At 35.3% G+C, this 25,953-nt stretch carries 28 protein-coding genes and 1 riboswitch; of the genes, 20 read left to right on the forward strand and 8 right to left on the reverse strand.

Features of this window, described 5'->3' with window-relative positions:
* The 15 genes from xseA to B1A77_RS07855 all read left to right on the forward strand — a co-directional run bounded on the left by xseA (position 1) and on the right by B1A77_RS07855 (position 13,115).
* Positions 1-1,224 (forward strand): exodeoxyribonuclease VII large subunit, encoded by a 1,224-nt coding sequence (gene xseA, locus B1A77_RS07785; RefSeq protein ID WP_077708413.1) that lies wholly within the window; start codon positions 1-3, stop codon positions 1,222-1,224.
* Positions 1,199-1,405: an exodeoxyribonuclease VII small subunit gene (gene xseB, locus B1A77_RS07790; protein WP_008713906.1), complete on the forward strand. Its 207-nt coding sequence runs from the start codon at positions 1,199-1,201 to the stop codon at positions 1,403-1,405. Before xseA ends, xseB begins: the two co-directional genes overlap by 26 nt.
* Before the next feature lie 9 nt (positions 1,406-1,414).
* The gene (locus tag B1A77_RS07795; RefSeq protein ID WP_077708414.1) at positions 1,415-2,293 is read left to right on the forward strand and encodes a polyprenyl synthetase family protein; all 879 of its coding nucleotides are present in this window, start codon (positions 1,415-1,417) and stop codon (positions 2,291-2,293) included.
* A 28-nt stretch (positions 2,294-2,321) separates the two neighbouring features.
* Positions 2,322-2,801: a divergent PAP2 family protein gene (locus B1A77_RS07800; RefSeq protein ID WP_004695814.1), complete on the forward strand. Its 480-nt coding sequence runs from the start codon at positions 2,322-2,324 to the stop codon at positions 2,799-2,801.
* Positions 2,798-3,601: a TlyA family RNA methyltransferase gene (locus B1A77_RS07805; RefSeq protein ID WP_077708415.1), complete on the forward strand. Its 804-nt coding sequence runs from the start codon at positions 2,798-2,800 to the stop codon at positions 3,599-3,601. Before B1A77_RS07800 ends, B1A77_RS07805 begins: the two co-directional genes overlap by 4 nt.
* A gap of 9 nt (positions 3,602-3,610) precedes the next feature.
* Complete coding sequence (locus B1A77_RS07810) at positions 3,611-4,495, forward strand: NAD(+)/NADH kinase (protein ID WP_077708416.1); 885 nt, start codon at positions 3,611-3,613, stop codon at positions 4,493-4,495.
* Positions 4,496-4,519: 24 nt separating this feature from the next.
* Complete coding sequence (gene mnmM, locus B1A77_RS07815; RefSeq protein WP_004695822.1) at positions 4,520-5,095, forward strand: tRNA 5-(aminomethyl)-2-thiouridylate-methyltransferase MnmM; 576 nt, start codon at positions 4,520-4,522, stop codon at positions 5,093-5,095.
* A 320-nt stretch (positions 5,096-5,415) separates the two neighbouring features.
* A complete protein-coding gene (argR, locus tag B1A77_RS07820; protein ID WP_004695825.1) occupies positions 5,416-5,871 on the forward strand; it encodes an arginine repressor in 456 nt (151 codons plus the stop codon).
* Positions 5,872-5,875: 4 nt separating this feature from the next.
* Positions 5,876-7,540, forward strand: coding sequence for a DNA repair protein RecN (recN, locus tag B1A77_RS07825; protein ID WP_077708417.1), 1,665 nt, complete (start codon positions 5,876-5,878; stop codon positions 7,538-7,540).
* Positions 7,541-7,581: 41 nt separating this feature from the next.
* A riboswitch (Lysine riboswitch) is annotated at positions 7,582-7,754 on the forward strand.
* A 76-nt stretch (positions 7,755-7,830) separates the two neighbouring features.
* Positions 7,831-8,628: a 4-hydroxy-tetrahydrodipicolinate reductase gene (gene dapB / locus B1A77_RS07830; protein WP_077708418.1), complete on the forward strand. Its 798-nt coding sequence runs from the start codon at positions 7,831-7,833 to the stop codon at positions 8,626-8,628.
* A 23-nt stretch (positions 8,629-8,651) separates the two neighbouring features.
* A complete protein-coding gene (locus tag B1A77_RS07835; RefSeq protein WP_077708419.1) occupies positions 8,652-9,683 on the forward strand; it encodes an aspartate-semialdehyde dehydrogenase in 1,032 nt (343 codons plus the stop codon).
* Positions 9,684-9,704: 21 nt separating this feature from the next.
* Positions 9,705-10,592 (forward strand): 4-hydroxy-tetrahydrodipicolinate synthase, encoded by an 888-nt coding sequence (gene dapA, locus B1A77_RS07840; protein WP_077708420.1) that lies wholly within the window; start codon positions 9,705-9,707, stop codon positions 10,590-10,592.
* A 270-nt stretch (positions 10,593-10,862) separates the two neighbouring features.
* Complete coding sequence (gene panD / locus B1A77_RS07845) at positions 10,863-11,255, forward strand: aspartate 1-decarboxylase (RefSeq protein WP_004695834.1); 393 nt, start codon at positions 10,863-10,865, stop codon at positions 11,253-11,255.
* A 70-nt stretch (positions 11,256-11,325) separates the two neighbouring features.
* The gene (gene panC, locus B1A77_RS07850) at positions 11,326-12,168 is read left to right on the forward strand and encodes a pantoate--beta-alanine ligase (RefSeq protein WP_077708421.1); all 843 of its coding nucleotides are present in this window, start codon (positions 11,326-11,328) and stop codon (positions 12,166-12,168) included.
* Positions 12,169-12,179: 11 nt separating this feature from the next.
* Complete coding sequence (locus B1A77_RS07855) at positions 12,180-13,115, forward strand: bile acid:sodium symporter family protein (protein ID WP_077708422.1); 936 nt, start codon at positions 12,180-12,182, stop codon at positions 13,113-13,115.
* A 57-nt stretch (positions 13,116-13,172) separates the two neighbouring features.
* Here the strand turns inward: B1A77_RS07855 and lexA are convergent, their stop codons facing one another.
* Positions 13,173-13,844, reverse strand: a complete 672-nt coding sequence (gene lexA, locus B1A77_RS07860; protein WP_077708423.1) for a transcriptional repressor LexA — start codon at positions 13,842-13,844, stop codon at positions 13,173-13,175.
* A 253-nt stretch (positions 13,845-14,097) separates the two neighbouring features.
* Between lexA and B1A77_RS07865 the strand changes: the two genes are divergently transcribed.
* Complete coding sequence (locus B1A77_RS07865) at positions 14,098-14,406, forward strand: LysM peptidoglycan-binding domain-containing protein (RefSeq protein ID WP_077708424.1); 309 nt, start codon at positions 14,098-14,100, stop codon at positions 14,404-14,406.
* Positions 14,407-14,529: 123 nt separating this feature from the next.
* Here B1A77_RS07865 and B1A77_RS07870 read toward each other — a convergent pair whose 3' ends face one another.
* A complete protein-coding gene (locus B1A77_RS07870; RefSeq protein ID WP_008600957.1) occupies positions 14,530-15,540 on the reverse strand; it encodes a site-specific integrase in 1,011 nt (336 codons plus the stop codon).
* A gap of 106 nt (positions 15,541-15,646) precedes the next feature.
* Here B1A77_RS07870 and B1A77_RS07875 point away from each other — a divergent pair, with 106 nt between their 5' ends.
* The 3 genes from B1A77_RS07875 to B1A77_RS10165 all read left to right on the forward strand — a co-directional run bounded on the left by B1A77_RS07875 (position 15,647) and on the right by B1A77_RS10165 (position 18,245).
* On the forward strand, positions 15,647-16,993 hold the full coding sequence (locus tag B1A77_RS07875) for a VanW family protein (RefSeq protein ID WP_077708425.1): 1,347 nt from the start codon (positions 15,647-15,649) through the stop codon (positions 16,991-16,993).
* A 192-nt stretch (positions 16,994-17,185) separates the two neighbouring features.
* Positions 17,186-17,803: a phosphatase PAP2 family protein gene (locus B1A77_RS07880; RefSeq protein ID WP_077708426.1), complete on the forward strand. Its 618-nt coding sequence runs from the start codon at positions 17,186-17,188 to the stop codon at positions 17,801-17,803.
* 292 nt (positions 17,804-18,095) lie between these two features.
* Complete coding sequence (locus B1A77_RS10165) at positions 18,096-18,245, forward strand: hypothetical protein (RefSeq protein ID WP_004695850.1); 150 nt, start codon at positions 18,096-18,098, stop codon at positions 18,243-18,245.
* Between the two features lie 105 nt (positions 18,246-18,350).
* Here the strand turns inward: B1A77_RS10165 and B1A77_RS07885 are convergent, their stop codons facing one another.
* The 3 genes from B1A77_RS07885 to B1A77_RS07895 all read right to left on the reverse strand — a co-directional run bounded on the left by B1A77_RS07885 (position 18,351) and on the right by B1A77_RS07895 (position 21,083).
* A complete protein-coding gene (locus B1A77_RS07885) occupies positions 18,351-19,094 on the reverse strand; it encodes a DUF4241 domain-containing protein (RefSeq protein WP_077708427.1) in 744 nt (247 codons plus the stop codon).
* Between the two features lies 1 nt (position 19,095).
* Positions 19,096-20,004 (reverse strand): HAD family hydrolase, encoded by a 909-nt coding sequence (locus B1A77_RS07890; protein ID WP_077708428.1) that lies wholly within the window; start codon positions 20,002-20,004, stop codon positions 19,096-19,098.
* A 140-nt stretch (positions 20,005-20,144) separates the two neighbouring features.
* On the reverse strand, positions 20,145-21,083 hold the full coding sequence (locus B1A77_RS07895) for a DUF1848 domain-containing protein (RefSeq protein WP_077708429.1): 939 nt from the start codon (positions 21,081-21,083) through the stop codon (positions 20,145-20,147).
* A 149-nt stretch (positions 21,084-21,232) separates the two neighbouring features.
* On the opposite strand from B1A77_RS07895, the gene B1A77_RS07900 reads away from it, so the two are divergent.
* Positions 21,233-21,982, forward strand: coding sequence for a class I SAM-dependent methyltransferase (locus B1A77_RS07900; RefSeq protein WP_004697068.1), 750 nt, complete (start codon positions 21,233-21,235; stop codon positions 21,980-21,982).
* Positions 21,983-22,052: 70 nt separating this feature from the next.
* On the opposite strand, the gene B1A77_RS07905 is transcribed toward B1A77_RS07900, so the two are convergent.
* From B1A77_RS07905 to mtnA, 3 genes are all read right to left on the reverse strand, one after another.
* Entirely contained in the window at positions 22,053-23,342 is a 1,290-nt protein-coding gene (locus tag B1A77_RS07905; protein ID WP_077708430.1) for an amidohydrolase, read from the reverse strand.
* A gap of 119 nt (positions 23,343-23,461) precedes the next feature.
* Positions 23,462-24,706: an adenosylhomocysteinase gene (locus tag B1A77_RS07910; RefSeq protein WP_004697218.1), complete on the reverse strand. Its 1,245-nt coding sequence runs from the start codon at positions 24,704-24,706 to the stop codon at positions 23,462-23,464.
* Positions 24,707-24,881: 175 nt separating this feature from the next.
* Positions 24,882-25,946 (reverse strand): S-methyl-5-thioribose-1-phosphate isomerase, encoded by a 1,065-nt coding sequence (mtnA, locus tag B1A77_RS07915; protein ID WP_077708431.1) that lies wholly within the window; start codon positions 25,944-25,946, stop codon positions 24,882-24,884.
* Positions 25,947-25,953: the final 7 nt, after the last annotated feature.

The following is a 25,953-nucleotide window of genomic DNA, read 5'->3' on the forward strand; positions in this document are numbered from 1 at the left end:
GTGAATGTATTAACCATTACACAATTAAACAATCTCATAAAGCGTACTTTAGATCGTGAGTATCTATTAAAGAATGTATACGTAAGTGGTACCATCATTAATGCAAAACGTCATAGTAGTGGTCATATGTATTTTTCTTTGAAAGATGAGGAATCTGCTATTGATGTGACAATGTGGTCTAGTACAGTTATGCAAAAGGGTCTAGCCAATGCCATTCAAAATGGTTTATTAGTGACTGTAAAAGCATCTGTTAACTTTTACAATAAAATGGGTCGTTTAAATCTCATTGCATCTGATATGCAAATAGGTTCTAAAAGCCCGTTGCAGCTTGAATTTGACGCTTTAAAACGAGAATTAACTGCTTTAGGATACTTTGATGATAGCCACAAACAAAGTTTACCGTATATGGCGAGCTGCATTGGTATTGTCACGTCTCAATCTGGCGCCGTATTACACGATATTTTGCATGTCAGCGAGCGACGTAATCGATTAGTTCAATTTAAATTATTCGCTGTTCCTGTACAAGGTAATACGGCTGGACCGATTATTGCTAAAGGTATTGCTGCTGCTGATGCAGATCCCGATGTAGATGTTATTATCGTTGGTCGTGGTGGCGGTTCTATGGAAGACTTGTGGTGCTTCAATGATAGAGTAGTGGTAGAAGCTATTTATAAGGCCAATACTCCTGTTATTTCTGCTGTAGGACATGAAACTGATTACACCTTATGTGATTATGTTGCTGACGCACGCGGTGCTACGCCTAGCCATGCTGCAGAAATGGCAGTACTTCCAATTACTACATTACAAGATCAGCTGACAGAAAAAGAAGAGTATTTACACGAATATATACGCTATACACTACAACAAAAACGTACAGATTTAACATTGCTCTTTAATCGAAAACTTGGTATTCCAGCTCTGCAATTTTTACATAAGCAAAAATCACACTTACAAGAGCTTTCTCAAACTCTAACTAATGCAACTAAAGAACGATGTAATGCAGAGAGACATAGCTTAGCATTATTGGCACAACAGTTAGAGTCACTAAATCCATTACAAATGATGATTAAAGGTTTTGCAAAGGTTGAGCATGATAACAAACCTATTACTTCGGTTGCCCAATTACAACCAAATGACGATATACGAGTTACACTAGCTGATGGTTATATTACTGCTACGGTAAAGGAGGCGCACAAGGATGGCCGCATCACTAAAAAGTTATGAGAAAAAATATAAGGCCTTAGAAGATATTGTTAAGCAATTAGATGATGGGGATATGACCATTTCTGAGCTTTTATCACAATATAAAAAGGGCTTAACTTTGGTAAAAGAATGTGCTGAAATGCTCGATTCTGTTGAAAATGAAGTACAACAAATTATCGAAGAAGTCCGCATCAGCGAATAAGGAGATTCTATGTTCAAAGATTATTTAGCATCTAGCAAACAAAATATTGAACAATGGTTAGGCGAAGTACTTAATAGCCCAAATCAAGAATTTGAACAACTTTATGAATCTATGAATTATAGTTTAATGCAAGGTGGCAAACGAATACGACCTATTTTAACTAAGGCTGTGTTGGAAATGCTTCATAAAGAGCCAGCTGATTATAAGGAATTTCTATGTGCTATGGAGTGTATCCATACGTATTCATTAGTTCATGATGATTTACCAGCTATGGATAATGATGATTATCGCAGAGGTAATTTGACCAATCACAAAGTATACGGTGAGGGACTTGCTATTTTAGCCGGTGATGGGTTATTAACATATGCCTTTCAATTGATGACTTCAAATACAGTTGCTAGTGCACAGCAAAAACTAGATGCTATACAATGTGTTGCTACTGCGGCTGGTCCAGAAGGTATGGTTGGGGGACAAGCCTTTGATTTGCTCAGTGAAGATAAACATATTCCTTTAGAAGAATTAAAGGTTTTACATACTGGTAAAACAGGTGCACTATTTAACGCTTCTGTAGAATTAGGTCTTATTCTTGGAAGTGCTAATAAGACTACGCGAACAGCCCTTATGGAATATTCTAATTGCCTGGGATTATTATTCCAAATCACTGATGATATTTTAGATGTAACCGGTACTATTGAAGAATTAGGGAAAACACCCGGTAGTGATATTCGCCAACATAAATCTACCTATGTATCTTTACTAGGTTTAGAGCAAGCAAAACATCAAGCCTACTTAATAGGTAGCCAAGCTCATGATGCGTTAAACTTGGTTTCTTATGATACAACTATACTATCAGCATTAATTGATTATCTTTTAGAACGTACGAATTAATGGGTATTACCTGTAGAAGGTATAAACAATGATTGATATATTACCACAAATAGCACATAATTATATCGCACAAGCTGCATTTTGGGGCTGGTTTACGGCTCAAGCTATCAAATTTGTATGGCAACTCTTAAGACATGGTAAATTCCGACCAGAGCGCCTTGTTGGATCTGGTGGTTTTCCAAGTTCACATACATCATTTGTAATTGCTACAACAACAGCGATTTACCTTAAAAATGGTGTAACGGATCTATTTATATTATCCTTAGTATTTTCAATTGTTGTTATGTATGATGCGTCTGGTGTACGATTAGAGGCAGGACGACAAGCTCAAATACTTAATCAAATTGTAGATTACTTTACGAAAAAAAATATACCTGTTGTCATTACACGTAAAGAAGCATTAAAAGAGTTGTTGGGACATACACCTATCGAAGTATTTGGTGGTTTAATTCTCGGTATTCTTGTGGCCTTTATTCAGTTTTATTGTATTTATCATGGTGTAATATGAGCAATAAAGAACGATTAGATATACTCCTCGTTAATCGAGGCCTTTTTGAAAGTAGAGAAAAAGCAAAAGCAGCTATTATGGCGGGCCTTATATTTATGGATACTACGCGCATAGATAAAGCAGGCACCAAGATTCCTGTGGATGCCAATATTATTGTAAAAGGCAATACTTTACCTTATGTAAGTCGTGGAGGACTTAAATTAGAAAAGGCTATTCAAACTTACCCTATCGATTTACATGGGACTGTGATGATTGATATAGGAGCTAGTACAGGTGGTTTTACAGATTGCGCATTACAAAACGGTGCGTCTAAGGTCTTTGCCATCGATGTAGGATATAATCAATTAGCTTGGAAATTACGCCAAGATTCACGTGTAATTAATATGGAGAAACAAAATATCCGTACTGTTACTGCTGAACAAATAGGTGAACTTGTTGATTTTATTTCTATTGATGTAGCATTTATTTCTTTAGACAAAGTTTTACCAGTAGCTACTAATTTATTAAAAGATACGGGCTCACTTGTGGCCTTAATAAAACCACAATTTGAGGCGGGTAAAGAAAATGTTGGTAAGGGCGGTATAGTGCGAGATAGTGAAATCCATAAAGAAGTTTTACATCGTATTCTACACGTTGCGTATGATTGTGGATTGTATACACATGGCTTAACTTTCTCACCAATTAAAGGTATGGAAGGTAATATAGAGTTTTTAGGTTATTTTAAAAAGTACGAAGAAGGGGCCTTAACCATTGATAATACTTTGATTGATACAGTGGTTGCAGAAGCCCATTCATTATAGGAGATTACTATGCGTATCGGATTCTTCCCCAATATGGGGAAAAGCAATATTATGGCAGTTCTAAAAATGGCTGCACATATTTGTAAAGATGAAGGTATCGAAGTATTTTTGCCAGATGATCTCGAATCAGATGCACCTGCACGAGTACTTAAGATTCCTAAAACTCATATTTTAAGTCGCCCAGAAATCTTCAAACAAATCGATATTGCCTTTAGTTTTGGTGGTGATGGTACCATCATCCATCTTGCAAGACAAATTTATCCATATAATGTACCTGTTTGTGGTATTAATCTTGGCGAACTAGGTTTTTTAAATCAAATTGAAATTCATCAAATGCAAAGTCATATTAAACGTATTGCTAATGGTGATTATAATATTGAAAAGCGTGGACATTTATATGCTTATATAGAACGTCATGAGGGTAAAGAGGAAGAACTAGTTCCTATCATTAACGAAATTGTTATCACTCGTGCTGAGCCTGCTAAAATGGCTCGAATTAATATGTCCATAAATAATCAACACACGCAAATGTATCCATCGGATGGTTTAATTATTTCCTCTGCTACAGGTTCTACCGGCTATAATCTATCGGCTGGTGGTCCAATCATGAAACCAGATAATCGATCAATCATTGTCACCCCAGTAGCACCACATTTAATTCAAGGTGTAAGCCTTGTTTTGGAGGAACATGATACGATTCAAATTACAATGCCGGAAAGAGAACCACAATTACATATTTGTATTGATGGTACATTTGACTATACTTTTACAAATAAAGAAACCTTACATATAAGTTCTAACCCTGTATATTGTTTATTTGTACGATTCAAGGATCAATGTTTCTTTGGTACTCTATTTAAAAAGTTAGCATCTCGTCGAGATGAATTGTTATAACCAAATCTCAAGTGGGGTGGTTTTGTGATTAACATTAACAATGCTGTTCAATTCCAACATTTAATCTGGGATCGATGCATGGAAAATGCCAAAGTGGTAGTAGATGCTACATGTGGTAATGGCCATGATCTTTTATACCTTTCTAAACGGGCACAAAAAGCATGCCATCTATATGGAATTGATATTCAAATGAAAGCTATTAAAACTAGCAAGGAGCTTTTACAATCAAATGATATTGCGCCAGAAGTAAGTTTAACGTTTATTCATGACTCTCATGATTTGGCGGTAGCTCATCAATTAAAAGATGAAGTTATTGATTTAATGATTTTTAACCTCGGATATTTACCTGGAGGAGATCACCAAGTTGTAACAAAACCGCACCAAACCATTGATGCCATAAATGAAGGTTTACACAAACTTTCCAAGTCTGGAGTTATTACAATAGTTGCTTACCCTGGAACAACAGAGGGATTTGAAGAAATGCAGTCTCTTAAATCGTATTTATCAGATTTAGATCAGAAAATATATAATGTATGTCATTGGCATCCGATGAACCAAATACATAATCCACCTGAGTTATTTATATTGCAAAAACGATAAAACGAAATATATCTTTATTCATTATGAATAAAACTCATACTCAGTTAGTAAAACCCCCTTTATAGGGGATTTTAATTATACATGTATATTTTTTTATTTTTAAATTATTAATTCCCTATAAATAGATGAACCTTATGAGCTATGAATTTGCACGTTATCAATATATAGAATATTAACAATATTTTAAATATTAATATAATATGCATAAGACGTATAATATATGCGATTTATACCATATATTAATTATGAATATATGGTATAATATTATCAGAAAGATACTATTCTCTTTTATGTGCAAGGTTTAAAAAAGGGAGTTCAAAATGAAACGCTATCGCTATAACAAAATTAAAGAGATCGTGCAGTCCAAGGCGATTGAAACACAAGAGGAATTAGCTGCGGCTTTACTAGAAGAAGGTATTGAAGTTACACAAGCTACAGTTTCTCGTGATATTAAGGAATTAATGTTAATCAAAATTCCTACAGGCGATGGACATTATCGTTATGCATTATCTCCAGAGGAAAATGTAGTTTTATCTCGTAGTCGTATTAACCGACTATTCCAAGATTCTTTGATTAAGGTTGATCACAGTTTAAACCAAGTTGTATTACATACAATCCCTGGTTCTGCTCAATCTGTAGCATTTTCTATCGACCATGCAAAATGGACTGAAATTATTGGTACATTAGCAGGGGACGATACTATTTTGTTAATTGCAAAATCTGAAGCTGAAGTTCCAGCAATTTTAGCGAAAATTCAAGATTTAATGAAGGACTAATAATATGTTAACGCAAATGAGCATTCGCAACTTTGCGTTGATTGAGCAAATGAATATTTCATTTAATGATGGCATTACTATCTTTACCGGCGAAACTGGGGCAGGGAAATCCATTCTTATGGATGCCTTTAGTATCCTATTAGGAGAACGCGCAAGTAGCGAGTTTATTCGTCACGGTAAAGATAGTTTTGTTATTGATGGAATATTTGATATTGCTAATCACCAAAGTATTCAAGACCTATTAGAGTCTAAAAATATCATGATAGAAGAAGGCCAGTTAATTCTATCTAGATCCTTTAACCGTAATGGCAAATCTAGTATATTGGCTAATGATCAACCAATACCTTTAAAAGCTTTAAAGGAGATTGGTCAATACTTAGCAGATATTCACGGACAATATAGCAACCAACGTTTACTAGACGCTGATACACATCATGAATATTTAGATACTTTTAATAAAGAAGGAAAAGAAGCCTATAAAACTTATACTGATGCGTATAAAATGTATAAGAAAGCAAAACAAGATGTAGATTATTTACAAGAAAATATGTCTGAGCGAGCCCGGGAGCTTGATATGCTTAGATACCAAATCGACGAAATTGAAGATGCTGGTCTGAGTGTTGGTGAAGATGTAACTATTGCTGAAGAACTTAACCGTCTTGACAGTTTTGAACATATCGATAAGGTATTAGGTTCTTGTTATGATGTCTTTTATAATGGACGTCAACCATTACTTGATACGATTAACTCGATTAAGGTAGAGGTTAATGATCTAGTAAAATATGACAGCGAGTTAAAAGAAGTCTCAGAAATGGTGGACTCTGCTTATTTCCAACTAGAAGAAGCTGCACAATCTTTAGATCGTTACAGGGATACTATCAGCTACGATGAAGAGCGTTATAAGTATTGCCAAGACAGAGATACCACAATTTATAGCTTAAAGAAAAAATATGGTGAAACCGTAGAAGATATTCTAGCATACGAAGAAAAGGCGCAATCTCGTTTAGAAGAACTAGAAGGCCTTGTATTTGCTCAAGATGAATTAGAAACACGTCTTGAAGAAGCAAAAAAGGTAGCAGAAGAAGCGTTAACAGTTTTACACGAGGTACGTCAAAAAAATGCAAAAGATATTGCTACGGCCTTACATCAAGAATTAGTGGATCTAGGGATGCCCAAAGGGGATATTCAATTTCATATTGAAGAGGGGACTGAGTTATCCTCATTAGGTGCAAAGTCTATTGAAATGCTATTCTCTGCGAATAAAGGGGAACAGTTATTACCTCTACATAAAGTAGCATCTGGCGGTGAGTTAGCTCGCATTGCATTAGCCTTTAAATCAGTATTCCGTAGTGACGCTTTTAAAACGATGGTATTTGACGAAATTGACGTTGGTATCAGTGGTGATATAGCACTTAAGGTGGCAGAAAAAATACTTAATTTATCTAGAACAAATCAAGTATTTTGTATTACTCATTTGCCTCAAACTGCAAGTATTGCGAAACAACACTATCATCTATCTAAAATCGAGCAAGATGATCGTACAATCTCTACATTAGTAGTCTTAAATGAGGACGAACGAGTAACACAAATCGCGTCTATGATGTCTGGTAAGGGAATGTCTGCTACAGCACTTGCGGCGGCGAAAGAACTTATTGACCATTTTAATTGACTAAAATCGCATAATTACTTATACTAATAGTATTAAATGAATATGTTGATAGAGGTGCGAGTATTAAGAGTAATCATGAGGAGTAGGCATGCATTGATCCATGATAAAAGGGATGCTTGCCGAAGTTCGATGATTGCGACTCATCGTTCTGGTTGTCTATTTAATAGATAGACAACTGTCATCAATCTTGTATTGGTGGAGTGCTATCATTGAGCTTTTCATAAGAGTATATATAGCTATATAATCTATAAGGCCAGTGGATGCATCCACTGGCTTTTTTGGAGGTATATATGATTCGAGTAATGGTAAATGGCGCTGGCGGCAAAATGGGTCGTGAAGTGGTCAAAGCAGTACATAACGATCCTGATTTAACATTAGTTGGTGGTATTGATCCGACTAAGGCAGGGGAAGATGTAGGCTCTGTAGCAGGAATCGAACAATTAGGTATCAAGATGAATGCCTCCATTGATGAGGTATTAGATATAAATAAACCTGATGTGATTGTAGATTTCACTAATCCTGCAGTTATTTATGAAAACGCGAAGAAAATGTTATCCGCTGGTATTCATGTAGTCATCGGTACTACAGGATTGACTGCAGAACAACGTGATGAACTTGATACAATAGGTCGTTCCAATCAAGCAAATTGCTTAGTGGCGCCAAACTTTTCTCTTGGGGCGGTAATGATGATGAAAGTGTCTGCAGAGCTCGCTCCATATTTCCCTAATGTAGAAATTATAGAATTACATCATAATCACAAATACGATGCGCCTTCTGGCACAGCTATTTTAACAGCTAAATTGATTAACGATGCTAAACAAGCTGCTAAGGTAACTGCTGATGAGGATTTAACTCGTGAAAGCTTACCAGGTGCTCGTGGTGCTAAGGTTGACGATGTAACAATTCATAGTGTACGCCTTCCAGGTTATGTGGCTCATCAAGAAGTTTTATTTGGTGGTTATGATGAAACATTAACCATACGTCATGATAGCTTAAGCCGTTTATCTTTTATGCCAGGCGTAGTATTAGCATGTAAAAAAATTAGTTCTAAAACTGGCTTAACATACGGTTTAGAACATTATTTATAATATTTGTGCAAGGAGATGTATCAATGAAAAAACCTAATATTGCAATTCTAGGTGCTACTGGTGCAGTAGGTGCTGAATTTATTACACTTATTGAAGAACGTAACTTTCCTTATGAAAACTTAAAACTATTAGCTTCCGCTCGTTCTGCAGGTACAGAACTTACTGTGAATGGTAAAACATATATTGTAGAAGAAGCAAAACCTGAATCTTTTGATAATATTGATATTGCGCTATTTGCAGGTGGCTCTATATCTAAAACATTAGCGCCAGAAGCCGCTAAACGCGGTGCTATTGTAATCGATAACTCTAGTGCATTCCGTATGGATCCTGAAGTTCCACTCGTAGTACCAGAAGTTAACCCAGAAGATATTTTGAAACATAAAGGTATCATTGCAAATCCTAACTGCTCTACAATTATCATGAGTTTAGGATTAAAACCGCTTTATGATATCTCTCCAATTAAACGTGTAGTTGTAAGTACATATCAAGCTGTATCTGGGGCAGGTAAAGAAGGTATTGAAGAACTTGAAAATCAAGTAAAACAATATACTGCAGGCGAAGAAATGACAGCAAATCTGTTACCAACCGGCTCTGCTCCTAAACACTATCCTGTAGCATTCAACTTATTGCCACAAATCGATGTATTCTTAGAGAACGATTACACTAAAGAAGAAATGAAGATGGTTTACGAAACACAAAAAATCCTTCATGACGAAACTATTCAAGTAGTTCCTACTACAGTGCGTGTTCCTGTATATCGTTCCCACTCTGAGTCTGTCTTGGTAGAAACAGCGGAGCCTGTATCTGTAGAGACTTTCAAAGCAGCATGTGAAAAATTCCCTGGTTTACAAGTTAAAGATAATCCTGCTGAACAAATTTACCCTATGCCATTGTATACATCTAATCAAAACGACTGTGAAATTGGTCGTATTCGTAAAGACTTATATAATGACAAAGGTATGAACTTCTGGATTGTAGGGGATCAAATTCGTAAAGGTGCAGCTCTTAACGCGTTGCAAATTGCTGAGTACTTGGTGGAAAAACAAGCATTTTAATCTATCAAGGGGAGGACATATATGAAAACCTTTGGTCGAGTGTTAACAGCTATGGTGACATCCTTTAATAGTGATGGATCCGCAAATATTGAAAATTGTGTTGCTATCGCCAATCATCTGTTAGATAATGGCTCTGATGGTCTTGTGGTTTGTGGCACAACGGGTGAAAACCCAACTATGTCTAGAGACGAAAAATTAGCTCTATTTAATGCGATTGCAAAAGAATGTGGACATAAAGGTTCGATTATTGCTAACGTAGGTAGTAACGATACAATGGCTTCTGCAGAATTTGTAAAGGAAGTCTCTAAAATCGATGGTATCGATGGTTTGCTAGTTGTAGTACCTTATTACAATAAACCGAACCAACAAGGCCAATATTTGCATTTTAAAACTATTGCAGAAGCTACTACATTGCCAATTATGGTGTATAATGTACCAAGTCGTGTAGGGACAGGTATTTTCCCAACTACCTTAGTTCAACTACATAACGAATATCCACATATTTGTGCTATCAAAGAGGCAAGTGGTAATTTAATGATTGCTTCTGAAATTAAGCGTTTAATGCCTGGAGATGATTTCATGGTATATAGTGGGGACGATGGTCTTACATTACCGATGTTATCTGTTGGAGGATGTGGAGTTGTATCTGTAGTATCTCATGTAGCAGGCAAAGATATGAATGCTATGATTCAAGCTTATGAATCTGGCCATAACTACGAAGCGATTCGTATTCATCAAGCTTTATCAGAAATTATAAAAGCGATGTTCATCACCACAAATCCGATTCCTGTTAAATATGCAGCCCGTAAAATTGGCTTACCTGTGGGAAAATTTAATTTACCAATGTGTGAACCAACGGCTGATGAAGCAGCATATATTGATAAAGCATTAGCAGAATATCTAAAATAAAATATTAGTATAAAATAAAAACCAGTAACTACATTGTAGCTACTGGTTTTTATTTTATACTACAATCACTGTTATTTTTGATTAGAGTCACATTATTTGTATTATATTAATTGTATTTTAATGTAAAAATTTACAATTATGGTATAATTTCTCTGGAGATAGTATTTTTAACTATACTCTAGTCTACTGTTAATTCATGATAAACAGACAAATTGTGAAAGTTCGAACCGACCAATATGGCGGGTACATTTAAAACACAAGGAGTTTAGCATGATACTAACAATGTTAAAAGGTAAAATTCACAGGGCTACTGTGACACAAGCAGAGCTTGATTATGTAGGGAGCATTACAATTGATACAGATTTATTGAATGCATCCGGAATACGAGAATATGAACAAGTTCAAATTGTAAATATTAATAATGGAGCACGTTTTAGTACATATACTATTGCCGGAGAAGCAGGTAGTGGTGTTATATGTTTAAATGGTGCTGCTGCACGACATGTACAAGTACATGATAAGATAATTATCATGTGTTATGCACAGCTTGATGAAAGCGAAGTTGAGAGCCATAATCCTCTCGTTGTATTTGTAGATAACAATAATAAGATAAGTCATATAAAAAACTATGAGAAACATGGTTTATTAGTTGATCAAAAATAATTGTCATTGATCGAATTACAGTAGACTGTATAGGACTATCTTCGTATTTACAATATAACGGAGGAATATAATGGAATTTATAACAACTATCGAAAATGTACGGAATACAGTAAATAGCTGGAGAAAAGAAGGTTACACAATTGGTTTTGTACCAACCATGGGATTCTTACATGAAGGACATGCTGCATTAATAGATCAAGCTAGAAAAAATAACGATAAGGTCATTGTCTCTATATTTGTAAATCCTATTCAATTTGGAGAAAATGAAGACTTAAGTACTTACCCGCGTGATATTAATAGCGATAAAAAGTTATGTGAATCACATGGTGTCGATCTTATTTTTTCTCCAAATCCGGAGGAAATGTACCAAGATAAAAAGGCATTTGTAAACATTGCGGATTTATCTGATACATTGTGTGGTATTCGCAGACCAATTCACTTTAAAGGCGTTTGCACTGTGGTGGCAAAATTCTTTAATATTACTCAACCAACAAATGCGTATTTTGGTGAAAAAGATGCACAGCAATTAGCCATTATACGTAAAATGGTCTTTGATTTAAATTTTCCTGTCAATATTATTGGTGTTCCCATTGTTCGTGAAAAAGATGGTTTAGCAAAATCTTCTCGTAATACATATTTGTCTAGTGAAGAACGGAAAGCTGCAACCATATTGTATAAAGCTATTCAATTGGGAAAACAAACTATACAATATGGGTGTCCTGCTAAATGTATCATTGATACTATGACAGACACAATACAAACCGAACCGCTTGCTAAAATAGATTATATTTCAGTTGTTGATGCTAAGACTATGCAACCTGTACAAGAGGTTACTGCCCCAGTATTAGTGGCTATGGCTATATATATTGGTTCTACACGACTTATCGATAACTTCTCATACGATCCAAATTAAGGAGAGAAGTTATGAATCATTTACTTACACTCAACAACGTCCTTTCCAAATACTTAATTTTTATAATCCTAGGCTTTTCATGTATTGCCTATATAGTACCAGAATACTTTACTTGGGCAATCGCTTATACACCTTTTTTACTTGGTATAGCCATGTTTGGAATGGGGCTTACTATTAAGTTTGAAAGCTTATGTAGTATCTTTAGGCATCCAAAAGATATTTGTATTGGTGTACTTGCACAATATACGATAATGCCTCTATTAGCTTGGGGAATTTGCCATATATTCACATTATCACCAGATATTGTTATTGGTGTAATATTAGTAGGTTGTTGTCCTGGTGGGACAGCCAGTAATGTTATAACCTATATTGCCAATGGTGATGTCCCTTTATCTGTAGGAATGACAATTACTTCAACATTAATAGCTCCCATAGTTACACCATTATTAATCTTATATATCGGTGGTGCATGGGTAGATGTTCAAGTTCTACCTATGATGATTACTATGGTAAAAGTTATTATTGTGCCAATCTTATTGGGTGCAGTAATCCAATATGTATGTAAATCACATATCAATACTTTAACCAGCATTAGTCCGATCTTCTCAATGATTGCTATTATACTGTTAATAGCAGCCATTATTGCTATTAACAAAGATAAACTATTGATTTCTGGGCTTGAAACACTTATTGTTGTTGGTATACATAATATACTAGGTCTACTATTAGGATTAGGTGTAGGAGCACTGCTTAAATTAAGATATGATAAAACTACAGCGCTAGCAATAGAGGTAGGAATGCAAAATAGTGGTTTAGCCGTAACATTGGCAGCAACAAATTTTGCATTAAACCCATTAGCAACGCTGGTAGGGGCTATTTTTAGTGTATGGCATAATATATCAGGTGCTATTTTTGCTACTCTACGGAGAGAAAATAGTTTACATTAAAAATAAACTTTATACATGCAACAAAAAAACGGCAACAATATGTTGCCGTTTTTTTGTTTATATTCTATCTCGTACAAGACCGATTACGAGACCCTCAATATGACAATCATCTACAATAATTGGATCAAAATCATCATTTTCAGGCTGCAAACGAATGTGACCATTTTCTTTGTAAAAACGTTTTACTGTAGCTTCATCATCAATACGTGCTACAACTACATCGCCATTATTTGCTGTATTTTGATGGCGTACGATGAGAATATCACCTTCATACATACCGATATTCATCATAGATTCGCCTTGAACACGAAGTAAGAAACAATCGGAATCACCAGTCAATTGAACTGGCAATGTAAGTGTGGACTCTAGGTTTTCTACTGCAGTAATAGGCATACCTGCTTGTACAGTGCCGATAAGAGGTACTTGTTTAAGTCCAGCACCTAAAAACTCAAAGTTATCAGAGCTAGACGTTTCATTATCGGCTACTGAAATAGAAGGTTTAGTATCTTCTAATACAGTAATAGCACGATTTTTATTGGGATCACGTTTAATATATCCAAATTTTTCTAGCGCATTCAAATGAGATTGAACAGTAGAAGTGGAACTTAGTCCTACATGTGTACAGATTTCACGAACTGTAGGACAACGATATTCATTATGTAATGAATCTTTTATAAAGTCTAATATACGGCGCTGTTTTGTATTAATATCTGTAGCAGGGCGTCTCACGATAAACCTCCAAAGTCAATCTAATGTCAAAAAATGTAAATATATCTATGCGTAAAAATTACCACATAACGTACTATATAATAAAAATATAAGATATTTACTTAACTTATATACCTATTATAGGCAATTTTAAAAGTTTTTGCAAACATTTGTTCTAAAACGCTTGACCGAACATTCGTTCGTGTGGTATTATAAGCATGTAAACAAACAAATGTTCTCAGATATTATGTTCGATGTAAATGTGAGGTATGAGATGAAAAATATATTGATGATGGTAGGAATGTGCTTAACAGTATTATTTGGTTATAATATGTCAAATCCTGCAACAGAGGTAAATACATATAATGTACGTGAGGTAAAGGTTCAAGCAGGCGATACAATGTGGGATATTGCAGCACGTACAGCTCATAAAGATATGGATGTTCGTGAAATGGTATATGCTATGAAGGAACTTAACAATATTAGTGATTCCGGAGCGCTTGTACCTGGTACCGTTTTGAAAGTACCAGCAAATAAATCTAATAGTCCAGTTAGAGCTTTGGACTATGTGGCTCAAAACTAAATATATATGGGTTAATCCCACGCAAAAAAGCAGCTACTCTAACAGAGATAGCTGCTTTTTGTTATCTAATGTATGTTATTAAACGATTTATAGTTATTGTCTAAATCTACTAATTTATGATTGTTATCTAAATCGCTTTTCAAAAATTGTAGAGATAGGATTATCTACAAACTTATTTGCTTCATTGATATAACGACGAACCATATTTACACTATGATGACGTGTTTGTCGCATAATATTACGTTCTTCAACACCATAAGCTGCTGCAGTCGTTGCAAAGCCATGACGTAAACTATGAGCGCCATACATAGTCGGATCTAGACCAATAAGAGAAATATATTTTTTTACGATTTCTGCAATCATCTTATCGGATATAGCTGTCTTACGTAAAGACATATTTTTTGTAAACCCTCTAAATACAGGTCCCTCAGTAATACCAGAAGCACGTAACCATTGTTGTAAGGCTCGTACTGCATCTAACGGAGAACCAGATAAATGTGGGATAGCTACCACTGCACCTTGACCTTCTTGATCGGCCTTAGAGGATGCTACAAAGATTTCAACACCTTGTGGTGAAAATTGAAGATTTTCTACTGTAATAGCTGCAATCTCACTGCGCCGGAAAGCACCCATAAAGCCAATCAAAAGAATAGCTTTATCGCGCAATAATTGAAGTTCCGGCACATCTAGCTTAGTCATACAGTCTATAATATCTTCAATATCTTCTAACAAAACTGGGGTTTTTCCTTGTTGGAATGTTCCTTTTAATCGTCTAATACCACGTAAGGCCTGTTTAACGATAGGAGCCATACATGGATTATCTCTTTGGCCAGAAGCATTAAAATTTTCAGATATAGCACTAATACGACGTGAAATTGTATTTGCCTTTGCATAATCTGCTAGATCGTTAATATAATTTACTATTGTTTCTGGTGTAGCTGGAAAATAAGATACCTTTTGATATGTACACCAATCTACGAAATCATCCCAATCCGATTCGTAAGCATCAACAGTATTCTCAGCCTTAGATAACAATATGCTTTGTTTTGCTTTCATAGACAACTTTGTACTATTCATAAGCGCATCATTATTGCGCAAATAAAAATGCTTTTGTTGTTTCTTAGACTCTGACATAATTCACCCTTACCCATAAAATATCAATATAATTGTACCATAGATTAGATCTTTATATGCTATAATTAGAGAATATAATAACTTATTCGGGAGCGTTTACGAATACATGACGAAGAAATACATATTAGTAGGAACAGTACTTGTTCTTTTGGGTACAAGTGGTTGCTCATACATTCCAACAGAAAATATTTCCTATGGCGTATATTATAATGATACAGATCTATCAAATACACCAAAGAACGAATTACAAGCACGTTTACAAGAGGTGAATGATAAGATACCTCAGACTATATCTATCGATATGGGAAATAATAAAAAACAACAAGCCACATATCATGATTTAGGTATTCAATTCGATACAGAGGCTATGGTAAAAGCTATTTCCACATACGGCTATGAGGATGATATGTGGACAGTATTGTCACATAGATTTAATGGTTTATTTTATGGTCATCATTTTAAACCACAATATAAGTTAGACGAAGTAAAGGGTAAAACATATCTCACTGAGTTAGCAAAAACAATAGATACACCTGGTCATGATGCCTATCTTACTGTTGAAAATGGACAAGTAGTAATACATCCGTCAAAAGAAGGCAAACGTATTGATATCGATGCTACCTTGAAAAAGCTAAAAGATGATCTACAGATTAGCGATAGTATAAATTCTCTTTCTATGGTATTTACTACGCAGAATACGGTAAAAGTTACTGATACTGATCTAAAACCTTTAAATACTGTATTAGCATCTTTCACAACGGAGTATAATTTAAGTAATGAAAGCAGAACACATAATATCCAATTAGCTTCTGATAAGATAAATGGTACACTCATTAAGCCCGGTGCACAATTCTCCTTTAACGATGTAGTAGGCGAACGTACTGCAGAAGCTGGCTATGATGATGCGCCTGTTATGATTGATGGCAAATTAGTTCCAGGCATTGGTGGCGGTATTTGCCAAGTGAGTTCTACTATTTTTAATACAGCTTTATTATCTGGTATGAATATTGTTGAACGTACACCTCATTTTGAACCAGTTGGATATATTCAAGCTGGTAGAGATGCTACGGTAGCTTGGGGCTATTTAGACTTTAAGTTTAGAAATCCGTACCAACATTCTATTTATATCTTAAGTGTTATGAATAATGGTACGTTAACTATTTACATTATAGGTACAGCTGAAGATAAACCAAAAAATGTATCTATCTCTGTAGGTGATTATGGTGAGATTCCAAATAAAACAATAACTAAGGTAGATTCATCTTTAAAAGAAAAAGAGGTACAAGAGGGCCATGTAGGCTTAAAAATGAATACGTATAGAACCATTACATATGGTAACTGGGTTACTCAAACTGATTCCTTTGAGTCTGTATATGACCCTGTAGATACGATTATTACAATGCCTGCAACACCTGAAGTGCCACCTAAGAAAACAGATAAAAAGAAATCATAACTATAGCTTTTATGAAATATAGCCTAAACTATTGACCATTGTATATAAATAGTTTAGGCTATTATTTGGGCTGTAAATGAGAAATCATTATATACGTAAATAAATTAGTATAGATTAATTATTAAAATAAAAAACATAATAAGGCATTCTCAATAATTATCATTTAGGAAAAGTAGACTAGAAGAGGAATTTATGGACACAATTTTACAATTTGATCACTCTTTAATTTTCTATGTACATGAACATTTTGTATATAGTTTTTTAACACCAATTATGGCATTTATTTCAAAAATTACAAGCAATGGCGCATTATGGATTATTATAGCATTATTATTAATGCTACAAAAAAAATACCGTGTTTTAGGCGTGGCGATTATTATTGCTTTAGGATTTGTATTTATAATTGGCGACCAAGGTTTAAAACCAAATGTAGCTAGATTAAGACCATTTGTTGATTTTCCAAATGTAACGGTACCGTTGGAATCTGCACTACCAAAAGCTACAAGCTATTCATTCCCATCAGGTCATAGCTTTGGTTCATTCGCATCAGCCATGACTATTTACCTAGGCTTAACTCAAATAGCGCCTCAGAAGCGATATTTAGGGATTTTAGCATTGTTAGGGTCAATAGTAGTAGCATTCTCTAGAGTTTACTTATTTGCACATTATCCAACAGATGTATTAACTGGTTTAGTATTAGGAATCATCGTAGGATTCATTGCTTGGAAGTTAGCAAGAATCGGCTGGAACTGGTGGACTAACCGCCATAATGATGTAGAATACGAACCATACACATTTAAACGTAAATAAGCAAAAAACTTGATAACACAAAGGATTGGGCCATTTAGGCCCAATTTTTTAATTTAAATTACTTCCGATAATATATCGTTATCGGAAGTAATTTATGTTAAAAACAAAAACTAGCCTATAAGTCTATAAGCTAGTTTATTTTAGTTAATCAAAATAATCAGTAAAAATTAATTATTCTATATGCCAATAAAGTATTATTATTACATAAAATTTATATTGAATTTTTTAGAATCAGATTGTAAAATAGTAATATAAATTATCTAATTAACTCATACTCTTATGGAGGAATTTTATGTGCTGGTGTGATATTGTAAGTAAAGCCAAAATTGGCGGTTTAAAACATTTAGGAAATGGCATGGAGAGTTCTTTAAGATTTCTTGCTGAAATGGTTGTTGGTTTAAGTATTATTCGCGTGTTAGTTAACTGGGTTTTTGGTATCTAATTTCTCAGATGAATATGAACATATTAATAGGCGCTTAGTTTTCTAAGCGCCTTATTTTTATATTTTTTGATTTATAAAATTGGTTCCTTAACTACACCCAGTATATTATTCATATGCTTCACTGCAATCAATGTATTCCATAATAATTTGGCAGATCTGACCATCTTTATCAAATGCCCAGTATACTGGATATAAACCATCGCCAAATCCAGATTGAATCATCGGTACAGTCAATTCTGTATCAGGAATTGTAAAGTTAATCCAATCTCCTTTAGAACGTTGGTATTGTGGATATGCCATAGCATTTAATTGGAATAAATCACTATAATAGTCATCGTATATATTTTTTTCAGGGTAGTTTATATGCCATTGTTCATAAAACTTATTATATATTTCAATTGTTTGTGCATCTACAATTGTAGCTAAACCTGAATCTACAGGAAATCCAATATAGGTATCTCCATCATCTAAATCGGTTAAGTCTTCAGTTCCTTTTAATGCTAATTCATAGTATACAGGTTCATTGCCACTAAAAACAACTCGACTAGCTACATAACGATATTCATTTGGTTCCATTTCGATTATCTTAGTCTCTAACAGATACGTACCTGGTGTTACCTGTCTAAGATATGTATCTGGTTTGCTTGGCAATGTTACTAGAGGATCACAACACGTAATATAACCTGTTGGAAAATTTACCGTCCACATAGGTAATGTGTGTAACGGAAATCCTTTTAACTCTTTTCGGTTAAATAAATCATGATATGGTACGGTAGGTTTTAATTTACCTTCAGAACCTAATCGGTTAAAGGTTTGAATCCATTCGCTAGTTAATTTAGATTGTTCCATATTACTCCTCGGCTTCGTATTTACAATGAATATATTCGCCTTCTAATACTTCATAGGCTGCGGTTTTACGAATAATTTGCTTCACTAATGTATCTAGTTTTGAACCATTAGAATAGTCTGCAGGTGCATAATAACGGATACGATGATGACGCATCATCTTATATACCTTTTCTTTATCTTTCTTAAATGGATCATATACACCTATAGAATGACCCCCATTAGCGTTCACAAGACTCATACAAGGAATATCTGTATCGCTATCTCCAATATAAATCATGTTACGGAACGGCACACGTTGATTTTCAGGCTTAATGTAATCATTAACACCAGTATCATTAATATCGAGAATTCCTTTTTGAATACGGAACAAAAATTGGGTCTTATTCGTATAGTTAATGGCTTGTGCGGGCCAAACAGCTACACCTTTATCATCGAACATAAATGCACTGGCATAGATTTTGGTAAAAGCCCCCTCTTTTGCCATTTCAGTGCCTTCGATCATTTCTTTTAAGCCAGACGAAATAATATAATGTTCAATCTTAACGCCTTGTTCTAAGCCATATTGACGAATGCGTTCAAACCAAGTCCGTACCCCTTCGTATAATTCTACCTGATTGCCGTATTCCATGAGCTTATCTTTTGTTACATAGAAATGGCCTACAGCTTCTTGAATCATTTTGTACATATAGGCTAAGTTATTATCCATATCATGTTTTTTAGCCAATTGATTTGATTCATGCCAAAATTGTTTGATTTGCTCTTCGTTATAGCCTACCGATTGAATAAAACCTTGTGCCTGCATATCGTCAGGGGTTAATGTCTTATCAAAGTCATAACACATTGCTAACACGGGCATAGACGAGTCAGGTGATAGTAAATTATCTTTACTATCTTTCTTATACGTTATCATAAATGCACCTCCTTTTAAACTAAACAAAAAATACATTTACACTCTCTTATATTCCTGAGATACCTGCTTGACAACCCCTTTGGTATCTATTTTACACGATAAGTCAATTCATTTAATTTAGTAATTCCTCGTAATTCTCTCTAAAATAAGCTATCCTGTGTTACAGTTTCTTTTACAATCCAGCTCTTTTCCGTACTTTCTTTGATAATTTCTCTTTTTGAAAGTCTTCCAATAAGTAAACTAGAATTTGGATCATGATGTAAACGATTATATCGAACTACTGCTTGATTAGTATTAGCATAACAATAACGGCAAAAGTGGCTACAGCTATCATAGGCACCAATATCACCATGTAAATAACAATTACATTCTAATCGTGCTGGTGTGCGTTTAGGTGCTTTTAATTTTATATTCCAGGCCCTCTCATAACAATCTAAGGTTAAACACCCCTCTGTATCAGCACCAAACTCTTTAAAGATATCCCTTTCTCCACAGGTTTTAAGATTCATATGATTGGAATGAGCTATGGAAACAAATTCTTTAATGATCTTAGTTTGAACATCTAAACTTGGTCTATATCCTTCTGGAAAATTCTGAGCCACCTTATCCAATATATCTAAAAAGCTAACAACAACTGTATCTGTATAACCTTTAAGGGCTTGAGCCATTTTGTAAAAGCTTTCACAATGAAAATCAACAGTATATTCATTAGTTAAAATGATAGGATCATAGCGCCACACCATAGATTGAGAATTAAGCAGTTTAGAAATATGTTTAAACCCTTCTATAATAGACGCATAAGTTGGCACATAGGGTTCAATATCAGTTCCATAAGGCGTTATAGTCATATGCCAGTATTGTCTGTAATCAACAATTTCATTTAGTAGTGGAATAAACGGTAAAGGATTCTTTGTACAGAATGCAATACCATCTACCACTTCTTGATTAATTGGATACCGTGTCACCTGTAGGAGATTATAAGGGTTACGAACATCTACAAAACCTTCACGTATACGATTGATTAGCCATTGCCCATAAAAAGCAGGAATATCTGTACGTTGCCCAGTCTGTAATATCATAGCCCCTGCCCTTTCAGTAAAATAAAAACATAGGAGTATTATATCATATCTAATAGTAAGTATTTATGGAGTTAATGTGATTTTTGCTGTATAGTTCATTATTATTTTATGGTACTATACATACTATAGAATATGAGGAGAACTAAATTATGAATGATACTTTTGAACGCAACCATCCTATGAAGGATGATAAAGAATTTATTACAGCCTATTGGGCAGATCGATCTCACGATTTTGGCGCTTTACGTGCAAAAGAATTAGAAAGTCCCAAACTAAAATTATGGAGAGAAGAATTAACTTGTCATATATTTGATTCTGATAGATCTTTACGAATATTGGATATTGGATGTGGAGCCGGCTTTTTTAGTATTATACTATCTCAGCTTGGTCATACAGTGCATGGCATTGATATTACACCTAATATGATAGATGAGGCAAATCAACTAGCAGAGTCCCTCGATTGTGATGCAACCTTTTCTGTGATGGATGCAGAGAATCTAGGATTTGATACTAATACCTTTGATATCGTTGTGGCCAGAAATGTAACGTGGAATTTACCCCATCCTGACAAAGCCTATGCCGAATGGTTTCGCGTCATTCGCCCAGGCGGTTTGATTTTAAACTATGATGCGGAACATGCTCGTAATCATCATAATGTACCACAATCTGTTCATCATGCCCATGAACATGTAAGCAACGAATTAAAAGAACGGTGTCATACCATTTATCATATGCTCGACATTTCGTCTTATACACGACCTCAATGGGATAAAGAACTACTTACTAAATTAGGTGCTAGTTCTGTTACCATTGATCTAACTGTAGGTCCGCGTATTTACAATGAGGAAGACGAGTTTTATATTCCTGTACCCATGTTCTTGGTGAAAGCAATTAAATAAATCTATATAATATATAACACAAAACCCACTCTATGATTATCATGAGTGGGTTTTGTGTTTAGATTAACTGCTAATTACTAAAATATACCTGAGCTTTATCAATCTCTGCCCGTAGTTTTTCTTCATCAATTGTGAGCAGTTCTTTGTCTTTCATAAGAACTTTACCACCCACAATTGTAGTATTTACATCGGAGCTATTAGCAGAGTATACAAGAGCTGCTAAATCATTGTAACGAGGCATCCAGTGCATACCAGATACATCATATAGCACGATATCTGCACGATAGCCTTTATCTAATACACCAAGATCTGTATATCCCAATGCTTTTGCACCTTCTACAGTGCCCATGTTCCATGCGGCTTGAGCAGGAATAGCCTTTGGATCATAAAGACGTGCTTTATGTAATGTTGCTGCAAGACGTACTTCTTCAAGCATATCAGCATTATTATTAGAAGCGGAGCCATCTGTACCAAGACCAACCGTAATACCTTTGGCAATCATTTCAGGTACTGGTGCAATACCGCTAGCTAATTTTAAATTAGATTGTGGGTTATGCGCTACCGCTACATTATTTCCAGCCATAATAGCCATATCTTCATCTGTTACATGAACGCAGTGTGCGGCTAAGGTAGTATTCCAGAATAAACCTAAATCATGCATATGCGCAATTGGTGTCTTACCAGTAGCTTTCATAACATTCTCCACTTCTCCTTTTGTTTCGGACAAGTGCATATGAATACCACAATTTAATTCATGAGATAAGGCAATCACCTTTTCCATATAATCATCAGGGCAAGTATATGGTGCATGTGGTCCAAGCAATACTTTGATGCGGTCATTATCAAAGCCGTTCCAAGTGCGGAATAAGTCAGCATTTTCAACTAATGCTTGATCTGCTGTTGGGGATACACCGGCTAAGCCACGTGACAATACAGAGCGAATACCTGTTTCTTTTACCACCTCAGCAGTAGTATTCATAAAGAAATACATGTCGCTAAATGTAGTGGTACCAGTGCGCAACATTTCAGCAATACCGAGTTGTGTACCGTACCGTACATAATCGTCATTTAATTTTGCTTCTGTTGGCCAAATAGCCGTTTCAAGCCATTCCATAAGCTCAAGATCATCTGCATAGTTTCTAAATAGACCCATCGCAATATGGGTATGTGTATTTATAAGACCTGGCGCAGCCAATTGGCCTTTACCTTCTAACACTTCTTTAGCAGAATCTTTTACTTTTGTAGCTTCACTATCGTTTAAAATAGCTGTAATATAACCATTTTTAATTTCAATGGCATGATTTTTTAGAACTCCCTCATCGGTGAGGACGTCTACATGAGTAATCAATAAATCAGACATAGTCTTCCCTCATAGGTATAACCGAGCCATGATAGCTCGGTTATATTTGTTTAATTTGAAAGCTAGTAATAGTTTAGATACAAAATGTATTACAGAAACCATTATATTTCAATACAGTATTAGTTTACTTTTGTTAGGTAATCGATTTGTTCTTGTGTTAAAGAATCTAAATCATAGCCCATGGAGTTCAACTTAAGTTTAGCGATTTCCACATCTAATTCATGAGGCAATACGTATACTTTTGGATCCATTTCTTTACCGTTTTTCAAGATATACTCTGCAGCAAGGGCTTGCATAGCAAAGGACAAGTCCATAATTTCTGCAGGGTGACCATCGCCAGCTGCAAGGTTTACTAGACGGCCTTCAGCCAATACATAGAGTTTACGACCATCAGACATAGTATAGCCTTCGATGTTTTGGCGAACCCTTTCGTGGCTTACAGCAAGTTCAGTAAGATCAGAAACATTCACTTCGCAGTCAAAGTGACCAGCATTACATAAGATAGCTTTATCTTTCATCACTTTGTAATGCTCTTTTACAATAACATCTTTACAACCTGTTACAGTACAGAAGATATCCCCAACCTTAGCGGCTTCAATCATAGGCAATACTTTGAAGCCATCAAATACAGCCTCTATAGCTTTAATTGGATCTACTTCAGTTACATATACGTGTGCACCAAGGCCTTTTGCGCGCATTGCAACGCCTTTACCACACCAGCCATAACCAGCAACAACAACGTTCTTACCTGTGACAGTCAAGTTCGTAGTGCGCATGATACCATCCCAAACAGACTGACCTGTACCATAGCGATTATCGAAAAGATATTTACAGTAAGAATCATTGACAGCAATCATAGGGAATGTTAATTGTTTAGCGTTCTCTAATGCATATAAACGATGTACACCTGTTGTAGTTTCTTCACTCCCCCCTAACAAACGTTCTTTTGCATCTTGACGTGTAGTATGTAATAGATTTACTAAATCACCACCATCATCAATGATAATATGTGGTTTATGATCAAGTGCTTTATGGAGGAAGTTAAAATATTCTTCATCAGTACAATCGTACCAAGCATATACAGTAATGCCCATATCTACAAGACCTGCAGCTACATCGTCTTGTGTAGACAACGGATTGGAGCCCGTTACAATTACATCTGCACCACCGCGTTTTAATACAGTCGCAAGGTATGCTGTTTTTGCTTCCAAGTGAACACTAACAACAATTGTTTGGCCTTTGAAAGTTTGTTCTGCTTCAAAGCGGTCACCTAATGTGTTTAATGTAGGCATAAAGTTAGAAACCCAATCAATTTTTTTGCGACCTTCTGTTGCTAAATTTATATCTCTAATTAAAGATTGCATAATATCTCCTTTTACTCATACAAGTAGATACAATAAAATAAATGGTTGATAGTAAATCTACTTAGATTTATTGATACTATATAATTTTGTTAATATCGTTGTAGATGCTTACTTATATAGATAATATATTTCTTATATATAGAATGCTTAATAAGCTAATCATTAAGATAATAGGCTATTTAGATTCTACAATCTGGCGTAGCTTATCGATTGACTCTTCATAATTTGGAGTCAATACTCCCTCTTCGGTAATAATCGCTGTTACAAGCTCATGAGGTGTTACATCGAATGCAGGATTAAGTACACCAATACCACTAGGGGCTGTTTGAACACCGTGTAAAGCGGTTACTTCATCATCGTTGCGCATCTCAATAGGAATATCTCCACCATTTTCCAGAATAAAGTCAAATGTACTATAAGGAGCGGCTACATAGAACGGAATATTGTGGAATTTAGCTAGTACAGCCACACCATAGGTACCAATTTTATTGGCTACATCTCCTTTTGTAGTGATGCGGTCAGCACCGACGATAACGGCATCAATTAACCCATGTTGCATCGCATAGGCTGCCATATTATCTGTTTCAAGAGTAATAGGAATACCATCCTCGTGAAGTTCAAAGGCTGTAAGTCGAGCACCTTGTAATAATGGACGTGTTTCATCAGCATACACGCGTTCCAATTGTCCATTTTCATGTAATTTACGAACAACACCAAGAGCTGTTCCTAGACCACCTGTAGCTAGTGCACCAGCATTACAATGAGTTAAGATGCGAATATTCTTTTTGCCTTCAAATAATGTAGCCCCTGCTTCGGCCATACGTCTATTCAAAGACACATCTTCTTCGTGAATGATAATAGCCTCTTTTGTAATGAGGTCTACTACTTCACTCATTGAGGACATACTGTCAACATTAGTTTTCACAAGAGAAATGACACGATCTACAGCCCAAGCTAAGTTGATTGCTGTAGGGCGAGTTTCTTTTAAGGTCTCACTAAACTCATATAAGCTTGTAAGTTGTTCACTAAATGGCGCCTCTAAACGTCCTGCTTCCATAGCAGCTAAAATGAGACCATAACTAGCAGCTACGCCAATAGCAGGTGCACCACGAACGCGAAGCATTTTAATAGCTTCGGCCACTTGACGCCAATCTGTACAGTGAACGTATGTAATTTCAGTAGGCAATTTAGTTTGATCTAATAGTACCAGCGTATCTTTACGCCATTCAATATTAATCATAACTTCT

Source organism: Veillonella parvula (assembly GCF_002005185.1).
Taxonomy (GTDB): domain Bacteria; phylum Bacillota; class Negativicutes; order Veillonellales; family Veillonellaceae; genus Veillonella; species Veillonella parvula_M.

What these genes read in the sequence shown, in the direction of transcription:
- xseB (WP_008713906.1), top strand. Translation starts at nt 1,199, where the DNA reads ATGGCCGCATCACTAAAAAGTTATGAGAAAAAATATAAGGCCTTAGAA.
- B1A77_RS07795 (WP_077708414.1), top strand. Translation starts at nt 1,415, where the DNA reads ATGTTCAAAGATTATTTAGCATCTAGCAAACAAAATATTGAACAATGG.
- B1A77_RS07800 (WP_004695814.1), top strand. Translation starts at nt 2,322, where the DNA reads ATGATTGATATATTACCACAAATAGCACATAATTATATCGCACAAGCT.
- B1A77_RS07805 (WP_077708415.1), top strand. Translation starts at nt 2,798, where the DNA reads ATGAGCAATAAAGAACGATTAGATATACTCCTCGTTAATCGAGGCCTT.
- B1A77_RS07810 (WP_077708416.1), top strand. Translation starts at nt 3,611, where the DNA reads ATGCGTATCGGATTCTTCCCCAATATGGGGAAAAGCAATATTATGGCA.
- argR (WP_004695825.1), top strand. Translation starts at nt 5,416, where the DNA reads ATGAAACGCTATCGCTATAACAAAATTAAAGAGATCGTGCAGTCCAAG.
- recN (WP_077708417.1), top strand. Translation starts at nt 5,876, where the DNA reads ATGTTAACGCAAATGAGCATTCGCAACTTTGCGTTGATTGAGCAAATG.
- dapB (WP_077708418.1), top strand. Translation starts at nt 7,831, where the DNA reads ATGATTCGAGTAATGGTAAATGGCGCTGGCGGCAAAATGGGTCGTGAA.
- B1A77_RS07835 (WP_077708419.1), top strand. Translation starts at nt 8,652, where the DNA reads ATGAAAAAACCTAATATTGCAATTCTAGGTGCTACTGGTGCAGTAGGT.
- dapA (WP_077708420.1), top strand. Translation starts at nt 9,705, where the DNA reads ATGAAAACCTTTGGTCGAGTGTTAACAGCTATGGTGACATCCTTTAAT.
- panD (WP_004695834.1), top strand. Translation starts at nt 10,863, where the DNA reads ATGATACTAACAATGTTAAAAGGTAAAATTCACAGGGCTACTGTGACA.
- panC (WP_077708421.1), top strand. Translation starts at nt 11,326, where the DNA reads ATGGAATTTATAACAACTATCGAAAATGTACGGAATACAGTAAATAGC.
- B1A77_RS07855 (WP_077708422.1), top strand. Translation starts at nt 12,180, where the DNA reads ATGAATCATTTACTTACACTCAACAACGTCCTTTCCAAATACTTAATT.
- B1A77_RS07865 (WP_077708424.1), top strand. Translation starts at nt 14,098, where the DNA reads ATGAAAAATATATTGATGATGGTAGGAATGTGCTTAACAGTATTATTT.
- B1A77_RS07870 (WP_008600957.1), bottom strand. Translation starts at nt 15,540, where the DNA reads ATGTCAGAGTCTAAGAAACAACAAAAGCATTTTTATTTGCGCAATAAT.
- B1A77_RS07875 (WP_077708425.1), top strand. Translation starts at nt 15,647, where the DNA reads ATGACGAAGAAATACATATTAGTAGGAACAGTACTTGTTCTTTTGGGT.
- B1A77_RS07880 (WP_077708426.1), top strand. Translation starts at nt 17,186, where the DNA reads ATGGACACAATTTTACAATTTGATCACTCTTTAATTTTCTATGTACAT.
- B1A77_RS10165 (WP_004695850.1), top strand. Translation starts at nt 18,096, where the DNA reads ATGTGCTGGTGTGATATTGTAAGTAAAGCCAAAATTGGCGGTTTAAAA.
- B1A77_RS07885 (WP_077708427.1), bottom strand. Translation starts at nt 19,094, where the DNA reads ATGGAACAATCTAAATTAACTAGCGAATGGATTCAAACCTTTAACCGA.
- B1A77_RS07890 (WP_077708428.1), bottom strand. Translation starts at nt 20,004, where the DNA reads ATGATAACGTATAAGAAAGATAGTAAAGATAATTTACTATCACCTGAC.
- B1A77_RS07895 (WP_077708429.1), bottom strand. Translation starts at nt 21,083, where the DNA reads ATGATATTACAGACTGGGCAACGTACAGATATTCCTGCTTTTTATGGG.
- B1A77_RS07900 (WP_004697068.1), top strand. Translation starts at nt 21,233, where the DNA reads ATGAATGATACTTTTGAACGCAACCATCCTATGAAGGATGATAAAGAA.
- B1A77_RS07905 (WP_077708430.1), bottom strand. Translation starts at nt 23,342, where the DNA reads ATGTCTGATTTATTGATTACTCATGTAGACGTCCTCACCGATGAGGGA.
- B1A77_RS07910 (WP_004697218.1), bottom strand. Translation starts at nt 24,706, where the DNA reads ATGCAATCTTTAATTAGAGATATAAATTTAGCAACAGAAGGTCGCAAA.
- mtnA (WP_077708431.1), bottom strand. Translation starts at nt 25,946, where the DNA reads ATGATTAATATTGAATGGCGTAAAGATACGCTGGTACTATTAGATCAA.